Annotated in this window: 25 protein-coding genes and 1 other RNA gene; 16 read left to right on the top strand and 10 right to left on the bottom strand. The window is 68.3% G+C overall.

What is annotated here, in order from left to right:
• The first annotated feature begins 420 nt into the window (after positions 1–420).
• The 4 genes from AB4Y35_RS11745 to panD all read left to right on the top strand — a co-directional run bounded on the left by AB4Y35_RS11745 (position 421) and on the right by panD (position 3,153).
• Positions 421–606, top strand: a complete 186-nt coding sequence (locus AB4Y35_RS11745) for a DUF3460 family protein (RefSeq protein ID WP_069265440.1) — start codon at positions 421–423, stop codon at positions 604–606.
• Entirely contained in the window at positions 606–1,520 is a 915-nt protein-coding gene (locus AB4Y35_RS11740; protein WP_368704510.1) for a ScpA family protein, read from the top strand. The genes AB4Y35_RS11745 and AB4Y35_RS11740 overlap by 1 nt, the downstream gene beginning before the upstream one ends.
• A gap of 305 nt (positions 1,521–1,825) precedes the next feature.
• Positions 1,826–2,668: a pantoate--beta-alanine ligase gene (gene panC / locus AB4Y35_RS11735; RefSeq protein ID WP_069265441.1), complete on the top strand. Its 843-nt coding sequence runs from the start codon at positions 1,826–1,828 to the stop codon at positions 2,666–2,668.
• A 98-nt stretch (positions 2,669–2,766) separates the two neighbouring features.
• Positions 2,767–3,153: an aspartate 1-decarboxylase gene (panD, locus tag AB4Y35_RS11730; RefSeq protein ID WP_069265442.1), complete on the top strand. Its 387-nt coding sequence runs from the start codon at positions 2,767–2,769 to the stop codon at positions 3,151–3,153.
• Between the two features lie 54 nt (positions 3,154–3,207).
• Here the strand turns inward: panD and AB4Y35_RS11725 are convergent, their stop codons facing one another.
• Positions 3,208–3,834: a ParA family protein gene (locus AB4Y35_RS11725; protein WP_368704509.1), complete on the bottom strand. Its 627-nt coding sequence runs from the start codon at positions 3,832–3,834 to the stop codon at positions 3,208–3,210.
• 209 nt (positions 3,835–4,043) lie between these two features.
• On the opposite strand from AB4Y35_RS11725, the gene AB4Y35_RS11720 reads away from it, so the two are divergent.
• Entirely contained in the window at positions 4,044–4,463 is a 420-nt protein-coding gene (locus tag AB4Y35_RS11720) for a PaaI family thioesterase (RefSeq protein WP_069265444.1), read from the top strand.
• A gap of 29 nt (positions 4,464–4,492) precedes the next feature.
• On the opposite strand, the gene AB4Y35_RS11715 is transcribed toward AB4Y35_RS11720, so the two are convergent.
• Positions 4,493–6,028, bottom strand: a complete 1,536-nt coding sequence (locus AB4Y35_RS11715) for a cobyric acid synthase (protein ID WP_368704508.1) — start codon at positions 6,026–6,028, stop codon at positions 4,493–4,495.
• Between the two features lie 129 nt (positions 6,029–6,157).
• Here AB4Y35_RS11715 and cobU point away from each other — a divergent pair, with 129 nt between their 5' ends.
• From cobU to AB4Y35_RS11695, 4 genes are read left to right on the top strand one after another with little or no spacing between them, the layout of a single operon-like run.
• The gene (cobU, locus tag AB4Y35_RS11710) at positions 6,158–6,712 is read left to right on the top strand and encodes a bifunctional adenosylcobinamide kinase/adenosylcobinamide-phosphate guanylyltransferase (protein ID WP_368704507.1); all 555 of its coding nucleotides are present in this window, start codon (positions 6,158–6,160) and stop codon (positions 6,710–6,712) included.
• Positions 6,712–7,647: a CobD/CbiB family cobalamin biosynthesis protein gene (locus AB4Y35_RS11705; protein WP_368704655.1), complete on the top strand. Its 936-nt coding sequence runs from the start codon at positions 6,712–6,714 to the stop codon at positions 7,645–7,647. Before cobU ends, AB4Y35_RS11705 begins: the two co-directional genes overlap by 1 nt.
• Positions 7,640–8,665, top strand: coding sequence for a threonine-phosphate decarboxylase CobD (gene cobD / locus AB4Y35_RS11700; protein ID WP_368704506.1), 1,026 nt, complete (start codon positions 7,640–7,642; stop codon positions 8,663–8,665). The genes AB4Y35_RS11705 and cobD overlap by 8 nt, the downstream gene beginning before the upstream one ends.
• Positions 8,665–9,573, top strand: a complete 909-nt coding sequence (locus AB4Y35_RS11695) for a cobalamin-binding protein (RefSeq protein WP_368704505.1) — start codon at positions 8,665–8,667, stop codon at positions 9,571–9,573. The genes cobD and AB4Y35_RS11695 overlap by 1 nt, the downstream gene beginning before the upstream one ends.
• A gap of 21 nt (positions 9,574–9,594) precedes the next feature.
• Here the strand turns inward: AB4Y35_RS11695 and cobC are convergent, their stop codons facing one another.
• Genes cobC through AB4Y35_RS11670 form a run of 5 tightly spaced genes read right to left on the bottom strand, consistent with a single transcriptional unit; the run spans position 9,595 to position 13,900 of the window.
• Positions 9,595–10,182: an alpha-ribazole phosphatase gene (cobC, locus tag AB4Y35_RS11690; RefSeq protein ID WP_368704504.1), complete on the bottom strand. Its 588-nt coding sequence runs from the start codon at positions 10,180–10,182 to the stop codon at positions 9,595–9,597.
• Complete coding sequence (locus tag AB4Y35_RS11685; RefSeq protein WP_368704654.1) at positions 10,167–10,943, bottom strand: adenosylcobinamide-GDP ribazoletransferase; 777 nt, start codon at positions 10,941–10,943, stop codon at positions 10,167–10,169. The genes cobC and AB4Y35_RS11685 overlap by 16 nt, the downstream gene beginning before the upstream one ends.
• 10 nt (positions 10,944–10,953) lie before the next feature.
• Positions 10,954–12,018: a nicotinate-nucleotide--dimethylbenzimidazole phosphoribosyltransferase gene (gene cobT / locus AB4Y35_RS11680; protein ID WP_368704503.1), complete on the bottom strand. Its 1,065-nt coding sequence runs from the start codon at positions 12,016–12,018 to the stop codon at positions 10,954–10,956.
• Between the two features lie 41 nt (positions 12,019–12,059).
• Positions 12,060–12,893 carry an ABC transporter ATP-binding protein gene (locus AB4Y35_RS11675; protein ID WP_368704502.1) on the bottom strand — a complete coding sequence of 278 codons (834 nt, stop codon included), beginning with the start codon at positions 12,891–12,893 and terminating at the stop codon, positions 12,060–12,062.
• Positions 12,890–13,900, bottom strand: coding sequence for a FecCD family ABC transporter permease (locus AB4Y35_RS11670; protein WP_368704653.1), 1,011 nt, complete (start codon positions 13,898–13,900; stop codon positions 12,890–12,892). The genes AB4Y35_RS11675 and AB4Y35_RS11670 overlap by 4 nt, the downstream gene beginning before the upstream one ends.
• Before the next feature lie 451 nt (positions 13,901–14,351).
• Here AB4Y35_RS11670 and AB4Y35_RS11665 point away from each other — a divergent pair, with 451 nt between their 5' ends.
• The 5 genes from AB4Y35_RS11665 (at position 14,352) to AB4Y35_RS11645 (ending at position 16,769) form a co-directional block, all read left to right on the top strand.
• On the top strand, positions 14,352–14,705 hold the full coding sequence (locus tag AB4Y35_RS11665; RefSeq protein WP_028207759.1) for a hypothetical protein: 354 nt from the start codon (positions 14,352–14,354) through the stop codon (positions 14,703–14,705).
• Complete coding sequence (locus AB4Y35_RS11660; protein ID WP_042268772.1) at positions 14,702–15,016, top strand: cell division protein ZapA; 315 nt, start codon at positions 14,702–14,704, stop codon at positions 15,014–15,016. Before AB4Y35_RS11665 ends, AB4Y35_RS11660 begins: the two co-directional genes overlap by 4 nt.
• 128 nt (positions 15,017–15,144) lie before the next feature.
• Positions 15,145–15,326, top strand: a non-coding RNA gene (ssrS, locus tag AB4Y35_RS11655) — 6S RNA.
• 113 nt (positions 15,327–15,439) lie between these two features.
• A complete protein-coding gene (locus AB4Y35_RS11650; RefSeq protein ID WP_368704501.1) occupies positions 15,440–15,898 on the top strand; it encodes an EVE domain-containing protein in 459 nt (152 codons plus the stop codon).
• 136 nt (positions 15,899–16,034) lie between these two features.
• A complete protein-coding gene (locus tag AB4Y35_RS11645; RefSeq protein ID WP_324160850.1) occupies positions 16,035–16,769 on the top strand; it encodes an SIMPL domain-containing protein in 735 nt (244 codons plus the stop codon).
• 92 nt (positions 16,770–16,861) lie between these two features.
• Here the strand turns inward: AB4Y35_RS11645 and lgt are convergent, their stop codons facing one another.
• The gene (gene lgt, locus AB4Y35_RS11640; RefSeq protein ID WP_324160849.1) at positions 16,862–17,776 is read right to left on the bottom strand and encodes a prolipoprotein diacylglyceryl transferase; all 915 of its coding nucleotides are present in this window, start codon (positions 17,774–17,776) and stop codon (positions 16,862–16,864) included.
• 235 nt (positions 17,777–18,011) lie between these two features.
• Complete coding sequence (locus AB4Y35_RS11635; protein WP_368704500.1) at positions 18,012–18,971, bottom strand: LysR family transcriptional regulator; 960 nt, start codon at positions 18,969–18,971, stop codon at positions 18,012–18,014.
• Positions 18,972–19,141: 170 nt separating this feature from the next.
• Here AB4Y35_RS11635 and ilvD point away from each other — a divergent pair, with 170 nt between their 5' ends.
• Both ilvD and AB4Y35_RS11625 read left to right on the top strand, forming a co-directional pair.
• On the top strand, positions 19,142–20,815 hold the full coding sequence (ilvD, locus tag AB4Y35_RS11630; RefSeq protein WP_368704499.1) for a dihydroxy-acid dehydratase: 1,674 nt from the start codon (positions 19,142–19,144) through the stop codon (positions 20,813–20,815).
• 132 nt (positions 20,816–20,947) lie between these two features.
• Complete coding sequence (locus AB4Y35_RS11625; protein WP_368691943.1) at positions 20,948–21,307, top strand: c-type cytochrome; 360 nt, start codon at positions 20,948–20,950, stop codon at positions 21,305–21,307.
• 60 nt (positions 21,308–21,367) lie between these two features.
• Here AB4Y35_RS11625 and AB4Y35_RS11620 read toward each other — a convergent pair whose 3' ends face one another.
• Positions 21,368–21,769, bottom strand: a complete 402-nt coding sequence (locus tag AB4Y35_RS11620) for a DUF2486 family protein (RefSeq protein WP_069265458.1) — start codon at positions 21,767–21,769, stop codon at positions 21,368–21,370.
• Between the last annotated feature and the right edge of the window lie 34 nt (positions 21,770–21,803).

Below are 21,803 nucleotides of genomic sequence, written 5' to 3'. Positions count from 1 at the left end.
GGCGGAGCACACGGTGAGGCACACGATCAGGCACGCGGCGAGCCGTGGCCGCGCCGCCCGCGAGGGGCGCCGCCGTGCGCACAATGCTTCGATCACCCATCCCGCCAAACGCCACCTCCGGCCGTCGTAGAACTGGTTGCCACCGGTTGCGCCGCTCGCGCGCAGGGCACGGGAAGCGGCAACGGGCGCAAACGCGTTATTTCACCACATCGGCGCGTCAAAACCCCAGGAGGAGGTGCAAAGCGTGCCACAACGGCGGGCGCGGCCGGGCCGATGGCACGCGCGGGGCGGCCTCGGGGATGGCCAACGCATTCCGCCCGGGCGGATGTTCCGCGGCGTTGGCTTGCGGTAAAATTGCCGCCGACAGAATTAGCGGCGCGGCGCAATCAGGCGCCCCGCCTTACTGGACGGACGTCAGCCATGTATCAGTCGGACATCACGCAGTTCATCAACCAGCTCAAGCAGCAAAAGCCGCAGCTCGAAGAACAGCAACGCAAGGGCCGCGCGCTCCTGTGGGACAAGCAGCCGATCGACCTCGACGAGCGCGAGCGCCAGCAGGCTTCGCGCGTGAAGCAGACGTCTTACGTCTACTACCAGAACTTCTGATGGCCGAGGCCGACGGGGCCGGCGCGCCGCCCGCAGGCGAGCACGCGGCCAGTCACGCGGGCCACGCCGCCGGACAAACGCCCGGTGAGGCGCTGACCACGCCCACGACCGACTCGACGCCCGACACGGTCGACGGCGTCGCGTTCGCACGCCTTTACGGCGAGCCGCTCTTCAAGCTCCCGCAGGACCTCTACATCCCGCCGGATGCGCTCGAAGTCTTCCTCGAGACCTTCGAAGGCCCGCTCGACCTGCTGCTGTACCTCATCCGCAAGCAGAACTTCAACGTCCTCGACATCCCGATGGCGGAGGTCACGACCCAGTACCTCGGCTATGTCGAGCAACTGCGCAAGACCAACCTCGAACTCGCGGCCGAATATCTGCTGATGGCGGCCATGCTCATCGAGATCAAGTCGCGCATGCTGCTGCCGGTCAAGAAGGCCGATACCGGCGAGGAAGCCGAGGACCCGCGCGCCGAACTCGTGCGCCGCCTGCTCGAATACGAGCAGATGAAGCTCGCCGCCCAGCGCCTGGACCAGTTGCCGCAGCTCGGCCGCGACTTCCTGCGCGCCGAGGTCTATATCGAGCAGAGCATCACGCCGCGCTTTCCCGACGTGGACAGCAACGACCTGCGCGCCGCGTGGGCCGACGTCATCAAGCGCGCGAAGCTCGTCCAGCATCACAAGATCTCGCGCGAGGAGCTTTCGGTGCGCGAGCACATGAGCATCATCCTGCGCCGGCTCCAGGGCGAGCGCTTCATGGAGTTCTCCGAGCTGTTCGACACCACGCGCGGCGTGCCCGTCGTGATCGTGAACTTCATCGCCATGCTGGAGCTGTCGCGCGAATCGCTCATCGAGATCACCCAGCCCGAGCCGTTCGCGCCGATCTACGTGCGGCTCGCGTATCTGCCTGCCTGATCCTCGGCCCGGCCTTGCCCGGGTCCGCGCGCGGCGAGCCAATAAATAGGACCGCATCGCGCAGATGCCTGCGCCGGGCCGCACAGCGGAACGCCAGGACAACCCCCTACCCGAGGCGGGTGCGCCGCATTCACAAATCCACTACAATCGCCCGCGCCTGCCCGGTCTCGTCCCATATACGGGGCACACCGCGCCACTCGCGCGGACCGGGCGCGCGACGTCCGCTCGCGGCCCTTCGTCCGGGTCTCTGGCTTGCGGCCGTGCAACCCAAGTCTTGCCCCGCGCGAGGCATAAAGCATCCGATCATGAAAGTCATTAGCTCGATTCAGGAATTGCGCGACCAGTTGCGCGGCCAAAACCGCACCGCGTTCGTGCCGACCATGGGCAACCTGCACGAAGGCCATCTCTCGCTGATGCGCCTCGCGCGCCAGCACGGCGACCCGGTCGTGGCGAGTATCTTCGTCAACCGGCTGCAGTTCGGCCCGAACGAGGACTTCGACAAGTATCCGCGCACGCTTCAGGACGACATCGAGAAGCTGCAGAAGGAAAACGTCTACGTGCTGTTCGCGCCCACCGAGCGCGACATGTATCCGCAGCCGCAGGAGTACCGCGTGCGCCCGCCGCACGACCTCGGCGACATTCTGGAAGGCGAATTCCGCCCCGGTTTCTTCGAGGGCGTGTGCACGGTCGTCATGAAGCTGATGTCGTGCGTGCAGCCGCGCGTGGCCGTGTTCGGCAAGAAGGACTACCAGCAGCTCATGATCGTGCGCGCGATGTGCAACCAGTTCGCGCTGCCGACCGAGGTGATCGCCGCCGAAACGGTGCGCGACACCGACGGCCTCGCGCTCAGCTCGCGCAACCGCTACCTCACGGAAGCCGAGCGCGCCGAGGCGCCGCAACTGGCGGGCGTGCTGCGCGCGATCCGCGAGTCGGTGCTGTCGGGCCGCCGCGACTTCCAGCAGCTCGAACTCGACGCCATGGCGACGCTCGCCGCGCGCGGCTGGAAGCCCGACTACATCGCGATCCGCAAGCGTGCGAACCTGCTGCCGCCCGCACCGGGCGTGGCCGGCGACGCCGAGTCGCCGCTCGTCGTGCTGGCCGCCGCGAAGCTCGGCGCGACGCGCCTGATCGACAACCTCGAGATCTGAGGGCCGCGGGCGGCCGCGCCGTCCCGCTTTCACCCGATCCCCCCAGATTCCGCTTACCCGCGGCGGGCCGCGCGCCCGCTCGCCTGAGGAGACCCTCCATGCAACGCCATATGCTCAAGTCGAAGATCCACCGCGTCGCGGTCACGCACTGCGAGCTGCACTACGAAGGCTCGTGCGCCATCGACGAAAACCTGCTCGAAGCGGCGAACATCGTCGAAAACGAGCGTATCGACATCTGGAACATCAACAATGGCGAGCGCTTCACGACCTACGCGATCAAGGGCGAGCGCGGCAGCGGCATGATCTCGCTGAACGGCTCGGCCGCGCGCCGCGCGCAACTGGGCGACCTCGTGATCATCGCGGCGTTCGCGAACGTGGAAGAGGAAGAGCTCAAGGCCGGCTGGAAGCCGGACCTCGTGTTCGTGGACGAGAACAACCGCATCAAGGGCAGCCGCGACCACGTGCCCACGCAAGCCTGGAGCTGACACGCGGGTCAGGCCGGCGCGGCTCACCGGGCCCGCGCCGCCGTACCGGCGTGCTTATTTGCCGTCGACCCAGCCGATAATCGACTGCCACTGGTCGAGGTCCTTCTCGACCCGGCTCTTCGCGACGTCCCACAGCGTGAGGCCGTGCGCGGCGAGCTGCACGTAGTTCTGCGTGTCGCGCAGATACCCCAGCACCGGCAGTTCGAGGCCCTCGACGAAGCGCTGCAGCTGCTCGGCCGAGCGCGTGCGCGAATCCACCCGCATGCCCACCACGCCCACCTGGATCGCCCCCTTGCGCACGGACTTTTCCTTGGCGAGGCGGTTCAGGAAGTCCTGGGTGGCGAGAATGTCGAACATCGAGGGCTGCAGCGGCACGATCACCTTGTCCGCCAGCTCGATGATCGCCTGGAGCCGGTTGCCGTGCAGGCCGGCGGGCGTGTCGATGACTGCGTGCTCGAGCCCCTTGGGCGGCTTCGCCGGGTTGTCCAGATCGACCTGCCAGCTTTCGATGGCCGGCAGCGTCGCGGCCCGCAGATCGAGCCAGGCGTGCGAGGACTGCTGCCGGTCGAGGTCCGCGAGCGCCACCCACTCGCCTTGTGCGGCGAAATAGCCGGCCAGATTGGTGGACAGCGTGCTCTTTCCCACGCCGCCCTTGGGATTCGCCACCACGATTACCGTCATGAATGCTCCCGTCAGGATGGCTGGCGCAAGGCCAGCCGGATTGCCGTGATTTTTGCGTGATGCGTTGTTCGATACCTGGCGAGGCGCCTTGCAGACGAGCCGGCGCCCCGAATCAACCGTCCGATATTATCGGCAAATTGCGCGCCGCCGAAGCCCCCCACGAGCGCGCACCTGCAATGTTCATATCAAATCAAGGAGACTGACCGACCATGAGCACGCTACGCCACGACATCACGATCGAATCCCTGCTCGAGCGGCAGCGCGGCCGCCTGCCCGATTTGCTGGGCTTTCGGCCGCTGGTCCTCGAGCAAGGCCTGCTGCGCGCCGAACTCGACGTGCGCAGCGACCTGCTCGCCCCCAATGGCTTCCTGCATGCCGCCACGGTGATCGGCCTCGCCGACACCGCCTGCGGCTACGCCTGCCTCGCGCACCTGCCGCCCAACGCGAAGAACTTCACGACCATCGAGATCAAGAGCAATCATCTCGGCACCGCGCGCGAAGGCACCATCTCGGCCGTGGCGAAGGGCGTGCACCTCGGGCGCAGCACCCAGGTCTGGGACGCCACCGTGAGCGGCCCGGACGGCAAGACCATCGCGCTGTTCCGCTGTACGCAGATGGTGCTCTACTGAGCCGGTCAGCCGCGCTTTTAGCTGCACTTTTAGCCGATGACGCCGAACACCTTCTCCAGATCGAGGCTCGCCGCGAGCGTGTCCGCCAGCCGCTCCAGCGACGCCTCGCGCAACGCCGGGTAGTCCACCGCGCGCGCCTGCGCGAGCCCGGCCCAGCGCAGGAGCGCGGCGCACGCCTGCGGCGTGTCGAAGAGGCCGTGCACGTAGGTCGCGAGAATCTGGCCGTCCGCCGAGCGCGCGCCATCCGGGCGCGTCGCCCCCGCGTCTGCCTCCGCGAGCCACAGCGCGGGCGATTCGAGCGAGCGCCCGCGCGTCTCGCCCATATGGATTTCGTAGCCCGCCACGCGCGCCGGGCCCTCGTCTGCATGCCCTTGCGCGCCCTCCAGCGCGAGCGCGCCCGTCACGTTCTTCAAGGTCTTTTCGCGCGTGAGCACGGTCTCGTAGTCGAGCCAGCCGAAGCCCTCGACCGCGCCCGGCTCGCCCTCCACGCCATGCGGATCGGCAATCGCGCGGCCGAGCATCTGCATGCCGCCGCAAATGCCGATCACGCGCCCGCCATAGCGCAGATGCCGCGCGAGCGCGGTCTGCCAGCCCTGGGCGCGCAGCCACGCGAGGTCGTCGCGCACGTTCTTCGAGCCCGGCAGGATCACGAGATCGGCGGCGGGCGGCGCTTCGCCCGTGCGCACGTAGGTGAAATCGACCTGCGGATGGGCGCGCAGCGCGTCGAAGTCGGTGTGGTTGCTGATGTGCGGCAGCGCCGGCACGACCACGCGCAGCGTCTCGCCGCCGGCCTGGGCGCCGCTGTGGGCGGCGCCCGGCAGCATGTCCTCGGCGTCGAGCGTGAGGCCGTGCAGATACGGCACGACGCCCAGCACCGGCTTGCCCGTCTGCTGCTCGAGCCAGGCGAGGCCGGGCTCCAGCAGCGTGCGGTCGCCGCGGAAGCGGTTGATGACGAAACCTTTGACGCGCGCGCGCTCGCTCTCCGAAAGACAGGCGAGCGTGCCGATCAGATGCGCGAACACGCCGCCCCGGTCGATGTCGGCCACGAGCACGACCGGGCAATCGACCGCCTCCGCGAAACCCATGTTGGCAATGTCGTTGGCGCGCAGATTCACTTCGGCGGGGCTGCCCGCGCCTTCCACGAACACCGTGTCGTAGCGCGCGCGCAGACGCGCATAGGACGCCAGCACGGCCTCGCGCGCGAGCGGCTTGTAGTCCTGGTACGCGCGCGCGTTGAGATTCATGCGCGCCTTGCCGTGGATGATGACCTGCGAACCGAGGTCGCTGTTGGGTTTGAGCAGCACCGGATTGAGGTCGGTATGCGCCTCGATGCCGGCGGCGACGGCCTGCAGCGCCTGGGCACGGCCGATCTCGCCGCCATCCACGGTCACGGCGCTGTTCAGTGCCATGTTCTGCGGCTTGAACGGCGCGACGCGCACACCCGCGCGGCGCGCGAGGCGGCACAGGCCGGCGACGAGCGTGCTCTTGCCGGCGTCGGAGGTCGTGCCCTGGATCATCAGCGTGCCGTTGGGTACGCGGGGCATGGCGGGTAGCGTGGCGGTCATGAAGCGCTTGGGTGGGCTGCGAAGGCGAACGCGCATTATCCCATCGCCCCGCCGCCCGATGCAGGACCACGGCGCGACATTGGGCGATGGGACAAGAGCGAGCCTGGGCGCAGCCGTTACAATCACGCGATGAATTCGCGCGATCTCACCTTCATCGTCGGCGGCGCGCGCTCGGGCAAGAGCGCGCACGCCGAACGCCTCGCCGCCGCGAGCGGCCTGCCGGTCACCTATGTCGCCACCGCGCGCGTGACGGCCGACACCGAGTTCGCCGAGCGCATCGGCCACCATCGCGCGCGGCGGCCCGCGGACTGGGCGCTCGCCGAGGCGCCGCTCGATCTCGCTCTCGCCCTCGATACAGCGGCGGGGCCTCGCCAGTGCGTGCTGATCGACTGCCTCACGCTGTGGCTCGCGAACCTGCTTTGCCCCGCCGATTCCGAAGCGCCGCTGCCCGACTGGCGCGAGCGCCTCGACGCCTTCGCCGCCGCCTGCGAGCGCGCACAAGGCACGGTGCTCGTGGTGAGCAACGAGATCGGCATGGGCGTCGTGCCGATGGGCGCGGCCACGCGCCTTTACGTGGACGAACTCGGCCGCCTCAATCAGCGCATCGCGGCGCTCGCCGACCGCGCCACGCTCGTCGCCGCGGGCCTGCCTTTGGTGCTCAAGGCGCCGAGCGGGACCTCATGATGCTCTCGCTACCCGTCACCGCCGCGCTCGCCGTGGCCGGCGTCGCTGTGGACCGCTGGCTCGGCGAGCCGCGCCGCGCGCACCCGCTCGTCGCCTTCGGCCAGTACGCGAACCGCATCGAAGCGCGCCTGAACACGGGCCGCCGCGGCCGACCGCTCGGCCTCGTCGCATGGCTCGCCGCCGTTGCGCCACCCGTCATCGTCGCCGCGCTGCTGTGCGCGCTGCTGCCCTGGCCGCTCGCCTGGGCGCTGCACGTCGCGCTGCTCTGGTTCGCGCTCGGCGCGCGCAGCCTCACGGAGCACATCGCGCCGATCGGCGCCGCGCTCGCCCGGCGCGACCTCGCCGCCGCGCGCGAGCTGACGGGCCGCATCGTCTCGCGCGACACAGCCGGGGCGGACGCCACCGCGCTCTCGCGCGCGGCCGTCGAGTCGGCGCTCGAAAACGGCAACGACGCGATCTTCGGCGCGCTGTTCTGGTTCGCGATCGCGGGCGGCCCGGGCGCCCTCGCGTTCCGCCTCGCCAACACGCTCGATGCCATGTGGGGCTACCGCACGCCGCGCTTCCTGCGCTTTGGCTGGGCGGCCGCGCGCATCGACGACGGGCTCAACTGGATTCCCGCGCGCCTCACGGCCGCGAGCTACGCGCTGCTCGGCGACACGCGCATGGCGCTGCGCTGCTGGCGCGACCAGGCGCATCGCTGGGAGAGCCCGAACGCGGGCCCGGTGATGGCCTCCGGCGCGGGCAGCCTGAACGTGCTGCTGGGCGGCGCGGCCGTCTATCACGGCTTGCTGGAGGAGCGCCCGGCGCTCGGCGCGGGCTCGCCGCCGCGCGCGCAGCACGTGGATGCGGCCTTGCGGCTCGTCGAGCGCACCACCATTTTGTGGCTCGCGGCGCTGCTCGCACTGGCCTTCGTGAGCGTGGCGACGCATGTCTGAGCAGCCAACCGCACTCGTCGCGCACGGCGGCAATCTGCACGAAGCCGCGCAGCGTTACGGCATCGCCTGGGACGCCTGGATCGACCTCTCAACCGGCATCAATCCGCATGGCTACCCGGTGCCGCCGGTGCCGCCCACGGCATGGCGGCGCCTGCCCGACGACGGCGACGGCTTTGCCGCCTGCGCGGCGCGCTACTACGGCGCACCCGACGCCCGCCACGTGTTGCCGGTGGCGGGCAGTCAGGCCGCGATCCGCGCGTTGCCGGCATTGCTGCCGCGCGCCCGTGTAGCCATCGCGCCGCTCACCTACGGCGAGTACGCACCGGCGTTCGCACGCGCGGGCCATGAGATCGTGCCGCTCGACGTCACGCAGGACGCGCTGCCCGATACCGTCACGCACGCCGTCGTGGTGAATCCGAACAATCCGACGGCCACGCATCTGGCTGCCGCCCACCTGCTGCATTGGCATGCGCAACTCGCGACGCGCGGCGGCACGCTGATCGTCGACGAAGCCTTTGCCGATGCCCTCGGCCACGAGCGCTCCGAAACGCTTGCGCGCGCAACGAGCCGAGAAGGACTCGTCGTGCTGCGCTCGCCTGGCAAGTTCTTCGGGCTCGCGGGCGCGCGCTGCGGCTTCGCGCTCGGCGCCCCCGCCCTGCTGGCCGCGTTGCGCGCACAGCTGGGCGCGTGGACCGTGAGCGGGCCGGCACGCCACGCCGTCACCCATGCGTTCGAAGACAGCGCGTGGCAGAACGAAATGCGCATTCGCCTCGCCGCCGACAGCGCGCGCCTCGTTGCGCTGCTGCGCGCTCACGGCTTCACGCCGCACGCCACGCCGCTGTTCGCCTGGATCACGGACCCGCGCGCGCCCGCGCTGCAGGACGCGCTCGCATGCCACGCCGTGTGGACGCGCCGCTTCGACGCGCCGGCCAGCCTGCGCTTCGGCCTGCCCGCGTCCGAGGGCGAGTGGCAGCGCTTCGAAAGCGCACTCGGGCAAGCCATGCGGGCGATCGGTTGATGCGCGCGGCCACCACGGCGTTGGCGCTGCTGGCCGCGACGCTCCTGCCGTGCGCCGCGCATGCGAGCGTCACCGCCATCGACGACGCGGGCGACACCGTCACCCTCCCCGCGCCTGCGCAGCGCGTAGTGAGCCTCGCGCCCCACGTGACCGAGCTGCTCTACGCCGCGGGCGGCGGCGCGAAAGTGGTCGGCGCCGTGGCCTACAGCGACTATCCGCCCGAAGCGCAAAAGGTGCCGCGCGTGGGCGACAACCGCGCGCTCGACCTCGAACGCATCGCCGCGCTCAAGCCCGACCTCATCGTGGTCTGGCGTCACGGCAACGCGCAGCAACAGCTCGATCGTCTGCGCGCGCTGCACATCCCCCTCTTTTTCAGCGAGCCGCACAAGCTCGACGATGTCGCGACCTCGCTCACGCGCCTCGGCGCGCTGCTCGGCACTGAAGACACCGCGCAGGCCGCCGCGACGGATTACCGCCGCGACATCGCACAGCTGCGCGCGCGTTATGCGCAGCGCGCACCCGTGAGCGTGTTCTACGAAGTCTGGGATCAGCCGCTGATGACCCTCAACGGCTCGCACATGATCAGCGACGTGATCGCGCTCTGCGGCGGCCGCAACGTGTTCGCGGCGCTCGAACCGCTCGTGCCGACGGTAACGACTGAAGCCGTCCTCGCCGCCAATCCCGATGCGATCGTCACCGCGTCGCAAGGCGCGACGTCGCCGGACCGCCCGCTGCCGAGCCTCGAGCGCTGGCGTACCTGGCCGGCGCTGGCCGCCGTCGCCCACGGCAATCTCTTCGCCATCGACGGCGATCTGCTCACGCGCCCCACACCGCGCATCGCGCAGGGCGCGGCGCAGCTGTGCAAGGATCTCGACCTCGCCCGCTCGCGCAACGCCGCGGCGCATTGATTCGATCTCCGAATCGACTCGCTAGGCGTTCCAGCGCGCCAGCAGCCACAGGGCGCTTGACGCGTCGTAACGCAAATGCACGATCGCGCCCATCTCCAGCGGCCAGCGCACGCAGCGCGCGAGCGGCACGCCGAGCGCGCGCGCCGTGACGGTGCGCATCACGCCCGCATGCGTGACGGCCCAAACGGTGGACTTCTCGCGCGCGTCGAGCGTGTCGAACCAGCCGCTTACGCGCGCATCGAACTGCGCGACGCTCTCGCCGCCGTGCTCGCGCGCATGCTCGAAATTCGCGGCCCATGCGTCGATCTGCGCGCGCTCGATCGCGTCCCAGTGCTGCATCTCCCACGCGCCGAAATCCATCTCTGCGAGGCGTGCTTCGGCTTGCGGCGTGGGGCCGCGCAGATCGCCGAGCGCCGCCGCCACGCTCGCGCAGCGCGTGAGCGGACTCGTTTCGATACGCTGCGGTTCGCGCACGCCGAGCGCCGCAATCCGCCCGGCGAGCGACACGGCCTGCTGCGTCGCGTCGCCCGCGAGCGGCACGTCGCTCGCGCCGTAGCACATGCCCGCATCCACCGCCACGGCGGGATGGCGGATCAGAACGAGATCCATGCGAGCCCCACGAGGTAGATGGCGATCTCGAACACCTGTTGCGCGAAGCCGAGACAATCGCCCGTATAACCGCCGATGCGGCGCACGAAGTAGCGCCCCAGCACATAGCGCAACACCGCGAGCACGCCGAGCGTCGCGGCGCCCGCGCGCCAGTCGGGCGCGCCGGACCACACCGGCCAGAACAGCCATGGCAAGCCGAACACGCACGCGCACAGCCACGCGGGCACGCTCATGCGCTGCGCGACGGGCTTGGCCTTGCCCTCTGGACGCACATACTCGAGCGAGACGAGATAGCTGATCGCGCAAGCGCGGCTCGCGGCGTGGCCGGCGATCATCAGCATCGCGGCGCGCGCCGGCGGCAGCGCCGCGAGCGTCTGCCACTTGAGCGCGAGCGCCACCGCGAGGCCGATCGCGCCGAACGCGCCGATGCGCGAATCGTGCATGATGCGCAGCACGTCCTCGCGGTCGTACGCGCCGCCGAATGCGTCGAGGCAGTCGGCGAGACCGTCTTCGTGGAAGGCGCCCGTCGCGAGGAGCGTGACGGCCATCGACAGCAGCACGGCCACGTTCGCCGGAAACGCGCGCAACGCGGCGAGATAGACGAGCGCGCCAAGCGCCCCGATCAACGCGCCGACGAGCGGAAAGTAGCGCGCCGCCGCGTTGAGCCACGCGGGCTCGAAGCCCACCCAGCGCGGCACCGGCACGCGCGTGAAATAGCCCAGCGCAGTGAAGAAATAGCGCAGTTCCGCCAGTGGATTCATCGCGCGGCGCTCAGGCGTGGCGATCACTGCGATTGTCGACGCCGGCCGACTCGAAACTCGCCATGTCGTTCAGGAACGCCACCGCCGCGCGCAGCAGCGGCACCGCGAGCGCCGCGCCCGTGCCCTCGCCCAGACGCAGGTCGAGCGTGAGCAGTTCGCGCGCACCGAAGTGATCGAGCATGCGGCGATGCCCCGCTTCGTTCGATGCGTGCGCAAACACGCAGTAGTCGCGCACGTTCGGCGCGAGCGCGTCGGCCACGAGCAGCGCCGAGGTGGCGATGAAGCCGTCGACGAGAATCGCCATGCGCGAGCGCGCCGCTTCGAGGTACGCGCCCGCCATCATCGCGATCTCGAAGCCGCCGAACGCGGCAAGCACGTCGAGCGGCTCGCGCGCGTCGGCATGATGCGCGAGCGCCGCCGCGAGCACATTGCGCTTTTTCGCAAGGCCCGCATTGTCGAGGCCGGTGCCGCGCCCGACGCATTCGTCGATCGGCACGCCGCACAGCCGGCTCATCAGGCAAGCGGCCGACGACGTGTTCGCAATGCCCATTTCGCCAAAGCCGATCACGTTCGTGCCGAGTGCCGCGTGATGGCGCACGCGCCCGGCGCCCGCCGCGAGCGCGGCGATGGCTTCGTCGCGCGTCATGGCGCGCTCGCGCGCGAAGTTGCGCGTGCCGTGCGCGATGGGCACATCGACGAGGGTCGGCGACGGCGGCAGCGGCGTCGCCACGCCCGCGTTGACGACTTCGAGCGTGAGTCCCGCCACGTCGCTGAACACGTTGATGGCCGCGCCCCCAGCCACGAAGTTCGCGACCATCTGCGCGGTGACGGCCTGCGGGTATGGGCTCACGCCTTCGGCAGCGATGCCGTGGTCGCCTGCGAACACGATCATCACGGGACGCTCGACGCTCGGGCGCGTCGTGCCCTGGATCATGCCGAGCTGGCGCGCCAGCGTTTCGAGCCGGCCGAGACTGCCGGGCGGTTTGGTCTTCGTGTCGATGAGGCGTTGCAGTTCGTCGCGCAACGAGAGGTCGAGCGGTTCGACGGCGAGCAGTTCGGTAAGCGATGACGTCATGGTGTATTTCGTTTCGAAGTGATGCGGGCGACAGCGGCGCACTAGTGCACGCCGTTCGATCCCGGCGAATGCGGTGATGAAGATGTCGAGCCGAGTGCGGGGACAAGCGCCTCGTGCGCGCCCTCGCGGATCAGCACGAGCGGATGACCGAATGCGGCGCTCGCGCGCTCCGGCGTGAGCACATCGCGCACAGGGCCTGCGTGAAAACCGCCGCGGCCGTCGAGCAGGAGCGCATGCGTTGCGAAGCGCCGCGCAAGATTGAGATCGTGGCACGAAAACAGCACTGTCCGCGCTTCACTGCGCACCCAGTGCGAAAGCGCTTCGAGACAGGCAATCTGATGATGCAGGTCCAGATGCGCGAGCGGCTCGTCGAGCAGCAGGAGCGGCGCGCCCTGGCACAGCGCGGCGGCGAGCGCGACACGCTGGCGCTCGCCGCCCGAAAGCGACAGCACATCGCGCGCGGCGAACGCTTCGAGGCCGAGCGTGGCGAGCGCGGCGTGCGCGGCGGCGCGATCGGCGTCGCCTTCCCAGCCCCAGCCCGAAAGATGCGGATAGCGATTGAGCAGCACGGTGTCGATCACGCTCGCGCTGAAGGCGTCACGCTGGTCCTGCGGCATCAGTGCGCGGCGCTGCGCGAGGTGCAGCGGCGGCCACTGCGCGAGCGCGATGCCCTCCACTTCGACGCGTCCCGCCGAGGGCTCGCCCAGGCCCGCGAGCGCGCCGATCAGCGTGGTCTTGCCCGCGCCATTCGCGCCCGCCACGCACCAGATTTCGCCGGCGGCAAACCTTTGCGTGAGCGATTCCACGAGCGTGCGCGCGCCCGCACGCAACGTGAGCGCGTGGACCGCGAGCAGGGAAGGATGCGTATCGCTCATCGTCCGCGCCTCGCGAGCAGCATCCACAGGAACACGGGCACGCCCGCGAGCGCAGTCACGACGCCCACCGGCAACTGCGCAGGCGCCGCCACCGTACGCGCGACGAGGTCCGCGCCCATCACGGCCACGCCGCCCGCGAGCGCGGCAGCGGGCACGAGCATGCGCTGGTCGTTGCCGAACGCGAGACGCAGCATGTGGGGCACGACGAGCCCTACGAAGCCGATGGTGCCGCCCGTCGTCACGGCAGCGGCCGCCGCGAGCGACGCGGCAAGATAAATGCCCACGCGCAGACGCAGCACCGGCACACCGAGCGCCTGCGCAGCAGCGTCGCCGCGCAGCAGCACGTTGAGCATTGGCGCGGCGGGCACGATGCACGCAAGGACCACGCCAAGCGTCGCGAGCGCGGGCCATGGCGTGGCCGCGCCATTGAGGTCGCCCGTTAGCCAGAACAGCATGCCGCGCAGACGCGTGTCGGGCGCGAGCGTGAGCAGCAGCGTGATCACTGCGCCCCAGCCTGCGGCCGTCACCGCGCCCGTCAGGAGCAGCCGCGGCGAGCTGTCTTGCGGCTCGCCGCGCCATAACTCGCGGCGCGCAAGGCCGAGCACGAGGAGGATCGAAACGAACGCGCCCGCGCATGCGCTCGCCTGCACGCCCCACCACGCCACGCCCGCGATCATCGCGACCAGCGCGAACGCGGCAGCGCCCCCCGACACGCCGAGCACATAGGGCTCCGCCAGCGGATTGCGCAGCAGCACCTGCAGCAGCGCGCCCGCCAGCGCGAGCAAGCCGCCACATGCAAACCCCGCCAACGCGCGCGGCAAGCGCAACGTACGCACGATTTCGATCGCCATGTCCGGCGCGCCGTGCACGTCATGCGCGGGAGCGAGCGCCGCCAGCGCCTGCGCAAACGTCACGCTCACGCTGCCGGTTGCGAGCGAGGCAGCGAACACCCCGAGCGCCACGGCTGCGAGCGCGCCCCAGATCATGCACGCACGGCGCGCGCTCATCGAGCGGCGCGGCAGCGCGTGGAGCGGCTGCACAGGTGGCACAGGTGGCACAGCATGGGACTCATCGCGGCTCATGGAACGCATCGGGGAACTCGGCAGCGGATTTCAATCAAGCTCGCACAGAAAGACAGCAGGGGTATACGCAGGCCGCGACAGAGCGCAGTATTTTGGTCGCCAGGGATTCTGCATGACGCGTGGCACAAGCGGTTCGCGAAAGCACTGGCAAAAGACCATGAATCCGTGATGTTATAACGCGCAGACCACGATCGAGACGATGCGCTTTGTGCGCGGCCCTGGCAAATTACGTTCCCGCCCGGCGTATGCAGCACACGTAGCGAGGGTTTTGTGCCTGATTCGGGTAAGAAGCCGGGTTGTTACGTCTGGAAACGACACAATTATCAAAATACGCGTTAATCCGCGCTAGAATGCCTGTCTTTAGAGGACGCAGCACATGCTCAACGAACTCGAAACACTCTCACAAAACATCGGGCGGCTGATCGAGATTAATCAGCGCCAACACGAAGCACGCCTCGCACTCGAAGAGCAACTCGCGCAGCTGCGTGCGCAATGCGACGAAACACGCACCGAACTCGAACAGGTCCGCGAGGAGCGCGCCGCGCTGCAGGCAGAGCGCGATGCCCTCTCGGCCAAGATCGACGATGCGCAGGTGCGTCTGAACGCGATCCTCGAAAAGCTGCCACGCGCACGCGCCGGTAACGAGCGCGACAACCAGCTCGATCTGCTCGAGCCGTCGCAGAGCAACGACGACGACAGCAACGCGGCCCGCCACGGAGAAAATGCATGACCACCAAGCAGATCGAAGCGACGATACTCGGCCAAACCTATCGCCTCGTCTGTTCGCCGGAAACGGAACAGGCGCTGCTCGAAGCCGTGGCGCGCGTGGATGCCGAAATGTCGAAGATCCGCAATCACAGCAACGTGCGCGGCACCGATCGCATCGCCGTCATGGCGGCGCTCTCGCTCGCCTCGGAACTGCTGCGCCTGCAAACCAGCGTGCGTCACGGGGAAGCATTCCCAGCCGAAGAAATCCGTCGTACAATGCGCCAAATGAACGAACAACTCGGCGCTGTGATTCACCAGTACGGTGTGCAATAAGCGCTGATGTACGCCGCGGTTGTAAGCCGCAGTATTACGCAGCAACGTGCGGTATGATGTTGTTCAAAGGTAGCGTTGATTTGTTTAGAAACGCGCGTTTCTAAACACGCTGCCAAACAGTTTAGTCAGCTTCCCTGCCTGGTTCGCCAAGGTCATATATTCCTTGAACCAATGCCATGTGCACGGTTGCGGAAATTTGTAGCACGGGCGTGCGCGTCACACAGTCTGATGTACCCGAAGTGCTGCTAACTGCGACCAATTCTGAACCCTCGGTTCAGGATGCCGGCCTAGCGGCTATGGCGGGGACCTATTCAAACGGCATCGGACCACAGTCCGATGCCGTTTTCCTTTGTGCGGCGTGCATTGGCGTTTGTCGCGGCATGCACACTCGCCCCTCTCCCCTTTCGACGTGAACTTCGACTCATGCGCTACTGGCTGATGAAGTCCGAACCCGACGAAGCAAGCATCGACGACCTCGCAAACGCGCCGCAGCGCACGCTGCCCTGGACCGGCGTACGAAACTACCAGGCGCGCAATTTCATGCGCGACACCATGCAGCAAGGCGACGGCGTGCTGTTCTATCACTCGAGCTGCCCCGAGCCCGGCATCGCGGGCATCGCGCAGGTGTCGTCCACGGCCTACCCCGATCCCACGCAGTTCGATCCGAAAAGCGCTTACTACGACGCGAAATCGACGCACGAGAATCCGCGCTGGATGCTCGTCGACGTCGTGTTCAAGAAGAAGTGCCCGCTGATTGCGCTCGCCGCCTTGCGCGAGCACGAGGAACTCGCGGACATGCGCGTGCTCGCCAGGGGCAATCGCCTTTCGATCACGCCGGTCACGACGGCCGAGTGGAACTTCATCACGAAACATCTGATGTGATGCGGTTCGGTTCTGCCGCGACGCAGGGCGGCCGGGCACGCACACAGCATTCGTGCGCGACTTCAAGCACAATCGCGCACAGTCGCGCGTGCTCACGTATGCCTCGCGCGCGACGCCAGTTCTGCAAGGAGCCTCAATGAACCGAAAAACCGCCGTTACGCTCGCCGCCGCATTGGCTGCCGCCCTCCCCCTCGCCATGACGCTCGCGCCGGGCGCCGCGTTCGCACAGAGCGACGCGCGCTTCCAGCAGCCCTCGGGCGTGCTTTCGCTGTCTGCGCAGGCGAGCGCCGAAGTGCCTCAGGACGTCGTCAACATTACGCTGTTCTACGAGCAGGAAGCGAACGATCCGGCCTCGCTCACCGCGACGCTCAATCAACGAGCCGACTCCGCGCTTCAACGCGCCAGAGGCGTCGCTGGCGTGACCGCGCATTCCGGCCAGTTCTCGATCTTCCCTTCCACGGATCGCGACGGGCGCATCTCCGCCTGGCGCGGCCGCACGGAAGTCGTGCTCGAGTCGCATGATTTCGCGGCGGCATCGAAGCTCGCCGGCGATCTCTCGTCGATCATGCAGGTGGGCAACGTGCAATTCTCGCTGTCGCCCGAGGCACAGCGCGCCGCCGAGCAAAAGCTGTCGGGCCAGGCCATCGCCTCGTTCCGTGACCAGGCGCTTTCGGCCACGCGCGCGTTCGGCTACAGCAGCTACACGATTCGCGACGTGAACGTGGGGCACTCGGGCGTGATGCCGCGCCCCATGATGATGATGAGCGCGCGCGCCGCTTCGGCTGACGCGAAGATGTCGGCACCGGTGCCGCTCGAAGGCGGCACGTCCACGGTGACGGTCAACGTCTCCGGCTCGGTGCAGATGAAGTAAAGCGCGCGATACAAGCCACGCAAGCAAAAAGGCCACGGTGAAAACCGTGGCCTTTTTCATGGGCTAAAACGCGTGGCGCGTTCGCGTGCGCGTCAGCTCTTCGCGCCTGCTACCTGTGCGCCGTCCTTGCCGCGTTTGGCGCGACGATACGCCCACGCCATCAGGCCGATACCCACGATGATCATCGGCAGCGAGAGCCACTGGCCCATCGAGAGGCCGAGCGCCAGCAGGCCGAGGAAGTCATCGGGTTCGCGTGCGAACTCGACCGTGAAGCGCGCGAGACCATAGCCGATCAGGAACATGGCCGAAATCGCGCCAACGGGGCGTGGCTTGCGCGCGAACAGAATCAGCACGATGAACAGCGCAATGCCTTCCAGAGCGATTTCGTACAGTTCCGACGGATGGCGCGGCAGCAGATGGTACTGCGCGAACACTTCGTTCAGGTGCCACTGCGCGGCCAGTTGCGGATGCGCGGCGAGCCACGCGGCGTCGTCGTTCGCGGCGCCCGGAAACAGCATGGCCCACGGCGAATCGGGCGAGGTCACGCGGCCCCACAGTTCGCCGTTGATGAAGTTGCCAAGACGGCCAAAGGCGAGCCCCGTGGGCACCATCGGCGCGACGAAGTCCGTCACTTGCAGCCAGGTGCGGCCGCGTTGCCACGCGAACAGCACCATCGCGAACGTCACGCCGAGGAAGCCGCCGTGAAACGACATGCCGCCTTCCCACACCTTGAAGATGTCGAGCGGATGCGCGAAATACCAGCTCGCCTTGTAGAACAGCACGTAGCCCAGGCGCCCGCCCAGGATCGTGCCGAGCACGCCGTAGAACAGCATGTCGTCGATGTCTTTCGCGGTCCAGCCCTGCGCGGCCACGTAAGGCAGACGCAGGCGCAGACGGCCGATCACGATCGCCAGAATGAAGCCGACGAGATACATGAGGCCGTACCAGCGCACGGCGAGCGGCCCCAGATGAATGGCGACGGGGTCGAAGTTCGGGTGGATGAGCATCGTGGATGAAGTCTTGTCGGCGATATCGATTGAAATCGGGTTGTAAGCAGTTCCGCGCCGCTCACACAAGCGGGCCAGGCACGTTGGACGTTTGCAAAGCGACGAGGTTCGCCGCCGGCGCGTCACGGCGTGACATTATCGCCGACGCGAGGGGGCGCGAACCAAAATGCACGTTTGGCGCTGCGCCGCGAGTGTAACGGCGACAGATGATCGACGCGGTCGGCCCGGCTTCCGGCTAGCCCTCGCGCGCCGGCCAGCCCGCCGTCGCCGCATGCGCGCGCACGATCTCGATGAACGCCGCGAGCACCGGGCTCACCTCGGCCGAGCGCCAGACGAGCCCCGTTTCGATGGCCGGCACCGCCCCGGCGAGCGGCCGGTACACAACGCCCGTGCGCCGCAGATGGCGCAGCGACTGCGGCACGAGCGCCACGCCCATGCCGGCCGAGACGAGGCTCACGATCGTCTGCATCTGGATCGCTTCCTGGCCGATCAGGGGTGCGAGACCCGCCGCGCCGTAGCAGTCCATGATGGTGTCGTAGAAACCGGGGGCCAGATGGCGCGGGAAGACGACGAGCGGCGCATCGGCGAGATCGCGCAGGCTCACGGGCTCATCGTGCCAGTCGTCGGCTGAAGGACCGCCAAGGCGCGCCGACAGCGCCGAGGGCATGGCGACCACGAGCGGCTCGCGCGCGACCGGCTGGTAAGCAAGCTGGGCCGCGTGGCGTGGCGGCACGGGGGCGATCACGAGACCCGCGTCGATGCGGCCCGCCACCAGCTCTTCCACCTGCACATCGCTCGTGGCTTCGGCGAGCTGCAGGCGCACACGCGGATAGCGCGCGCCGAAGTCGCGCAGCAAGAGCGGCAGCAAGCCGTAGTCGGCGGTCGAGACGAAGGCCAGCGCGAGCACGCCCGCCTCGCCGCGCGCGAGGCTCTGGGCGAGCGGCCGCAGCGCTTCGGCGCTCGCCAGCAGGCGCCTCACCTCCGGCAGCAGATCGGCGCCCACGGCCGTCAATTCGACCGAACGGCGCGTGCGCGCAAACAGCTCCACGCCCAGCGTCTCCTCCAGCGCGCGAATGGCCTGCGAGAGCGGCGGCTGCGTCATCGACAGGCGCGCCGCCGCGCGGCCGAAATGCTGCTCCTCGGCCACGGCGACGAAATAGCGAAGCTGGCGCAGATCGGGGATCGTCGGATTCATCGGCGGCGGCCTCGCGCTGTGGTCATGTTGATATGTTTTACGACTCAATAGACCACGAATAATATATTGGACAGCGCCCTCGCGAAATCGCATGCTTCGATAGACGTGCCGGCGCTCCCCGAACCAGAACCCACACCCGGCGTCCGAGACAAAATCCACCGGAGGTCCCCATGCCCTATAACCGTCGTTCGAAGCACATCACGCAAGGTGTCGCCCGCTCGCCCAATCGTTCGATGTATTACGCGCTCGGCTACGAGAAAGCCGACTTCGACAAGCCGATGATCGGCGTCGCCAATGGCCATTCGACCATCACGCCGTGCAACGCCGGCCTGCAGCGGCTGGCCGACGCGGCCGTCGACGCCATCAAGCGCGCCGATGCGAACCCGCAGACCTTCGGCACGCCCACGATCTCGGACGGCATGTCGATGGGCACCGAGGGCATGAAGTACTCGCTCGTCTCGCGCGAAGTCATCGCGGACTGCATCGAGACCTGCGTGCAAGGCCAGTGGATGGACGGCGTGGTGGTGATCGGCGGCTGCGACAAGAACATGCCCGGCGGCATGATCGCGCTCGCGCGCATCAACGTGCCCGGCATCTACGTGTATGGCGGCACGATCCGCCCGGGCAACTGGAAAGGCAAGGCCCTCACCATCGTCTCGGCGTTCGAGGCCGTGGGCGAATTCACCGCGGGGCGCATGAGCGAAGAAGATTTCGAAGGCGTCGAGAAAAACGCCTGCCCGTCCACCGGCTCGTGCGGCGGCATGTACACCGCGAACACGATGAGTTCGTCGTTCGAGGCGCTCGGCATGTCGCTCATGTATTCGTCGACGATGGCCAACCCCGACGAGGAGAAAGTCGACTCGGCCGCGGAATCGGCGCGTGTGCTGGTCGAGGCCGTCAAGCAGGACCTCAAGCCGCGCGACATCATCACGAAGAAGTCGATCGAGAACGCCGTGGCGCTCATCATGGCGACGGGCGGCTCGACCAACGCCGTGCTGCACTATCTCGCCATCGCGCATGCCGCGGAAATCGAATGGACCATCGACGACTTCGAGCGCATGCGCAAGAAGGTGCCGGTGATTTGCGACCTGAAGCCTTCGGGCCAGTATGTCGCGACCGACCTGCACGAGGCCGGCGGCATTCCGCAGGTGCTCAAGATCCTGCTCGACGCGGGCCTCCTGCATGGCGACTGCATCACCATCACGGGCAAGACCATCGCGGAAGAACTCAAGGACGTGCCGTCCACGCCGCGCGCGGACCAGAAGGTGATCTTCCCCATCAGCCAGGCGCTGTACAAGGAAGGCCATCTGGCGATCCTCAAGGGCAATCTCGCGACGCACGGCGCGGTCGCCAAGATCACGGGCCTGAAGAATCCGGTCATCACGGGCCCCGCACGCGTGTTCGACGACGAGCAGAGCGCGATGGAAGCCATCCTCGCGGACAAGATCAAGGCCGGCGACGTCGTCGTGCTGCGCTACCTCGGCCCGAAGGGCGGGCCCGGCATGCCGGAAATGCTCGCGCCGACTTCGGCGATCATCGGCAAGGGGCTGGGGGAGTCGGTCGGGCTCATCACCGATGGGCGCTTCTCAGGCGGCACCTGGGGCATGGTGGTGGGCCACGTCGCGCCGGAAGCGTTTGAAGGCGGCACGATCGCGCTCGTGCAGGAAGGCGACTCGATCACCATCGATGCTCACACGCTCCTGCTGCAACTGAACGTGGACGACGCCGAACTCGCGCGCCGGCGCGCGGCCTGGAAGCAGCCCGCGCCGCGCTACACGCGCGGCGTCATGGCGAAGTACGCGGCGCTCGCGCGCCCGGCGAACCAGGGCGCGGTGACGGGCTAGGCGGGGCCAAGCCGGGCCAGGCGCCGCTCGAATCCCGGCCGGCAGTAAAGCAAAGGGCGCACGTCCGGGACGTGCGCCCTTTGCTTTTATAATGCGACGACACAGCCGGCGCATACGCGGGCGGAGACCAGTATGAAACGGAAGTCGCAAGCGAAGAACAAGACAGCGACGCTCGCCGCCGCGCTCGCCATCGGCCTTGCCGGCGCGCTCGGGGCGGCCCCGGTCCGCGCGCAGCATGGACCCACCGGCCTCGCGCTCGCCCAGCAGCAGAACTGCATGAGCTGCCACTCGGTGACCCGCAATTTCATGGGTCCCGCCCTGCGCGATGTCGCCGCGAAGTACGCGGGCAAGCCCGACGCGCAGGCCTATCTCACCCACAAGATTCTGGAAGGCGGCAGCGGCGTGTGGGGCACCGTGCCGATGCCGGCCAACACGCAGCTGAACCCCGCACAGGCGGCGCAGCTCGCGAGCTGGATCCTCACGCTCAAGTGAGGCGAACGGTGTGATGGCGCGGGCGCCCAGCGACTGCACGCCGCCGCACGCTCAAGTGAATCAGGCCGAAGGCGGACGCCCTGCGCGCGCCGCCAGTTCTTCGCGCACGGCGGCCTTCACCCAGTTCGTGAGTTCCGTTTCGAGCGCAAGACCGATTTCGCGCGACACCTGGCCCACGAGCCAGTTCGTATGCTCCTGCATCGCGGCGCTGCAGCGCGCCTCGATCACGGCGCGGCCTTCGCCGGTGAGCCAGGTCAGGCAACGGCCGCGCAGGCGCTCGACGAGCGCGTCGGCGTCGTGCGCGAACAGGCCCTCCTCGCGCTCGGCCACGGCGGCCTGGACGGCAGCGGCCGTCGCGCTCTTCGCCTCTTCGACGTTGTGCGCGCGCAGCGGATTGCCGCTCACCATCACCTCGTTCAAGAGCGGAATCGCACTATCTTCCGAGTCGTGCATGCCGGACATGTATACCTCCATCGATCGGGGCAGTCGGCCTTGC

Origin of the sequence: Paraburkholderia sp. EG286A (genome assembly GCF_040965375.1) — a bacterium.
Lineage (GTDB): Bacteria > Pseudomonadota > Gammaproteobacteria > Burkholderiales > Burkholderiaceae > Paraburkholderia.
The sequence above is the reverse complement of the archived record's forward strand: the minus strand, read 5'-3'. Positions and strand labels throughout refer to the sequence as shown.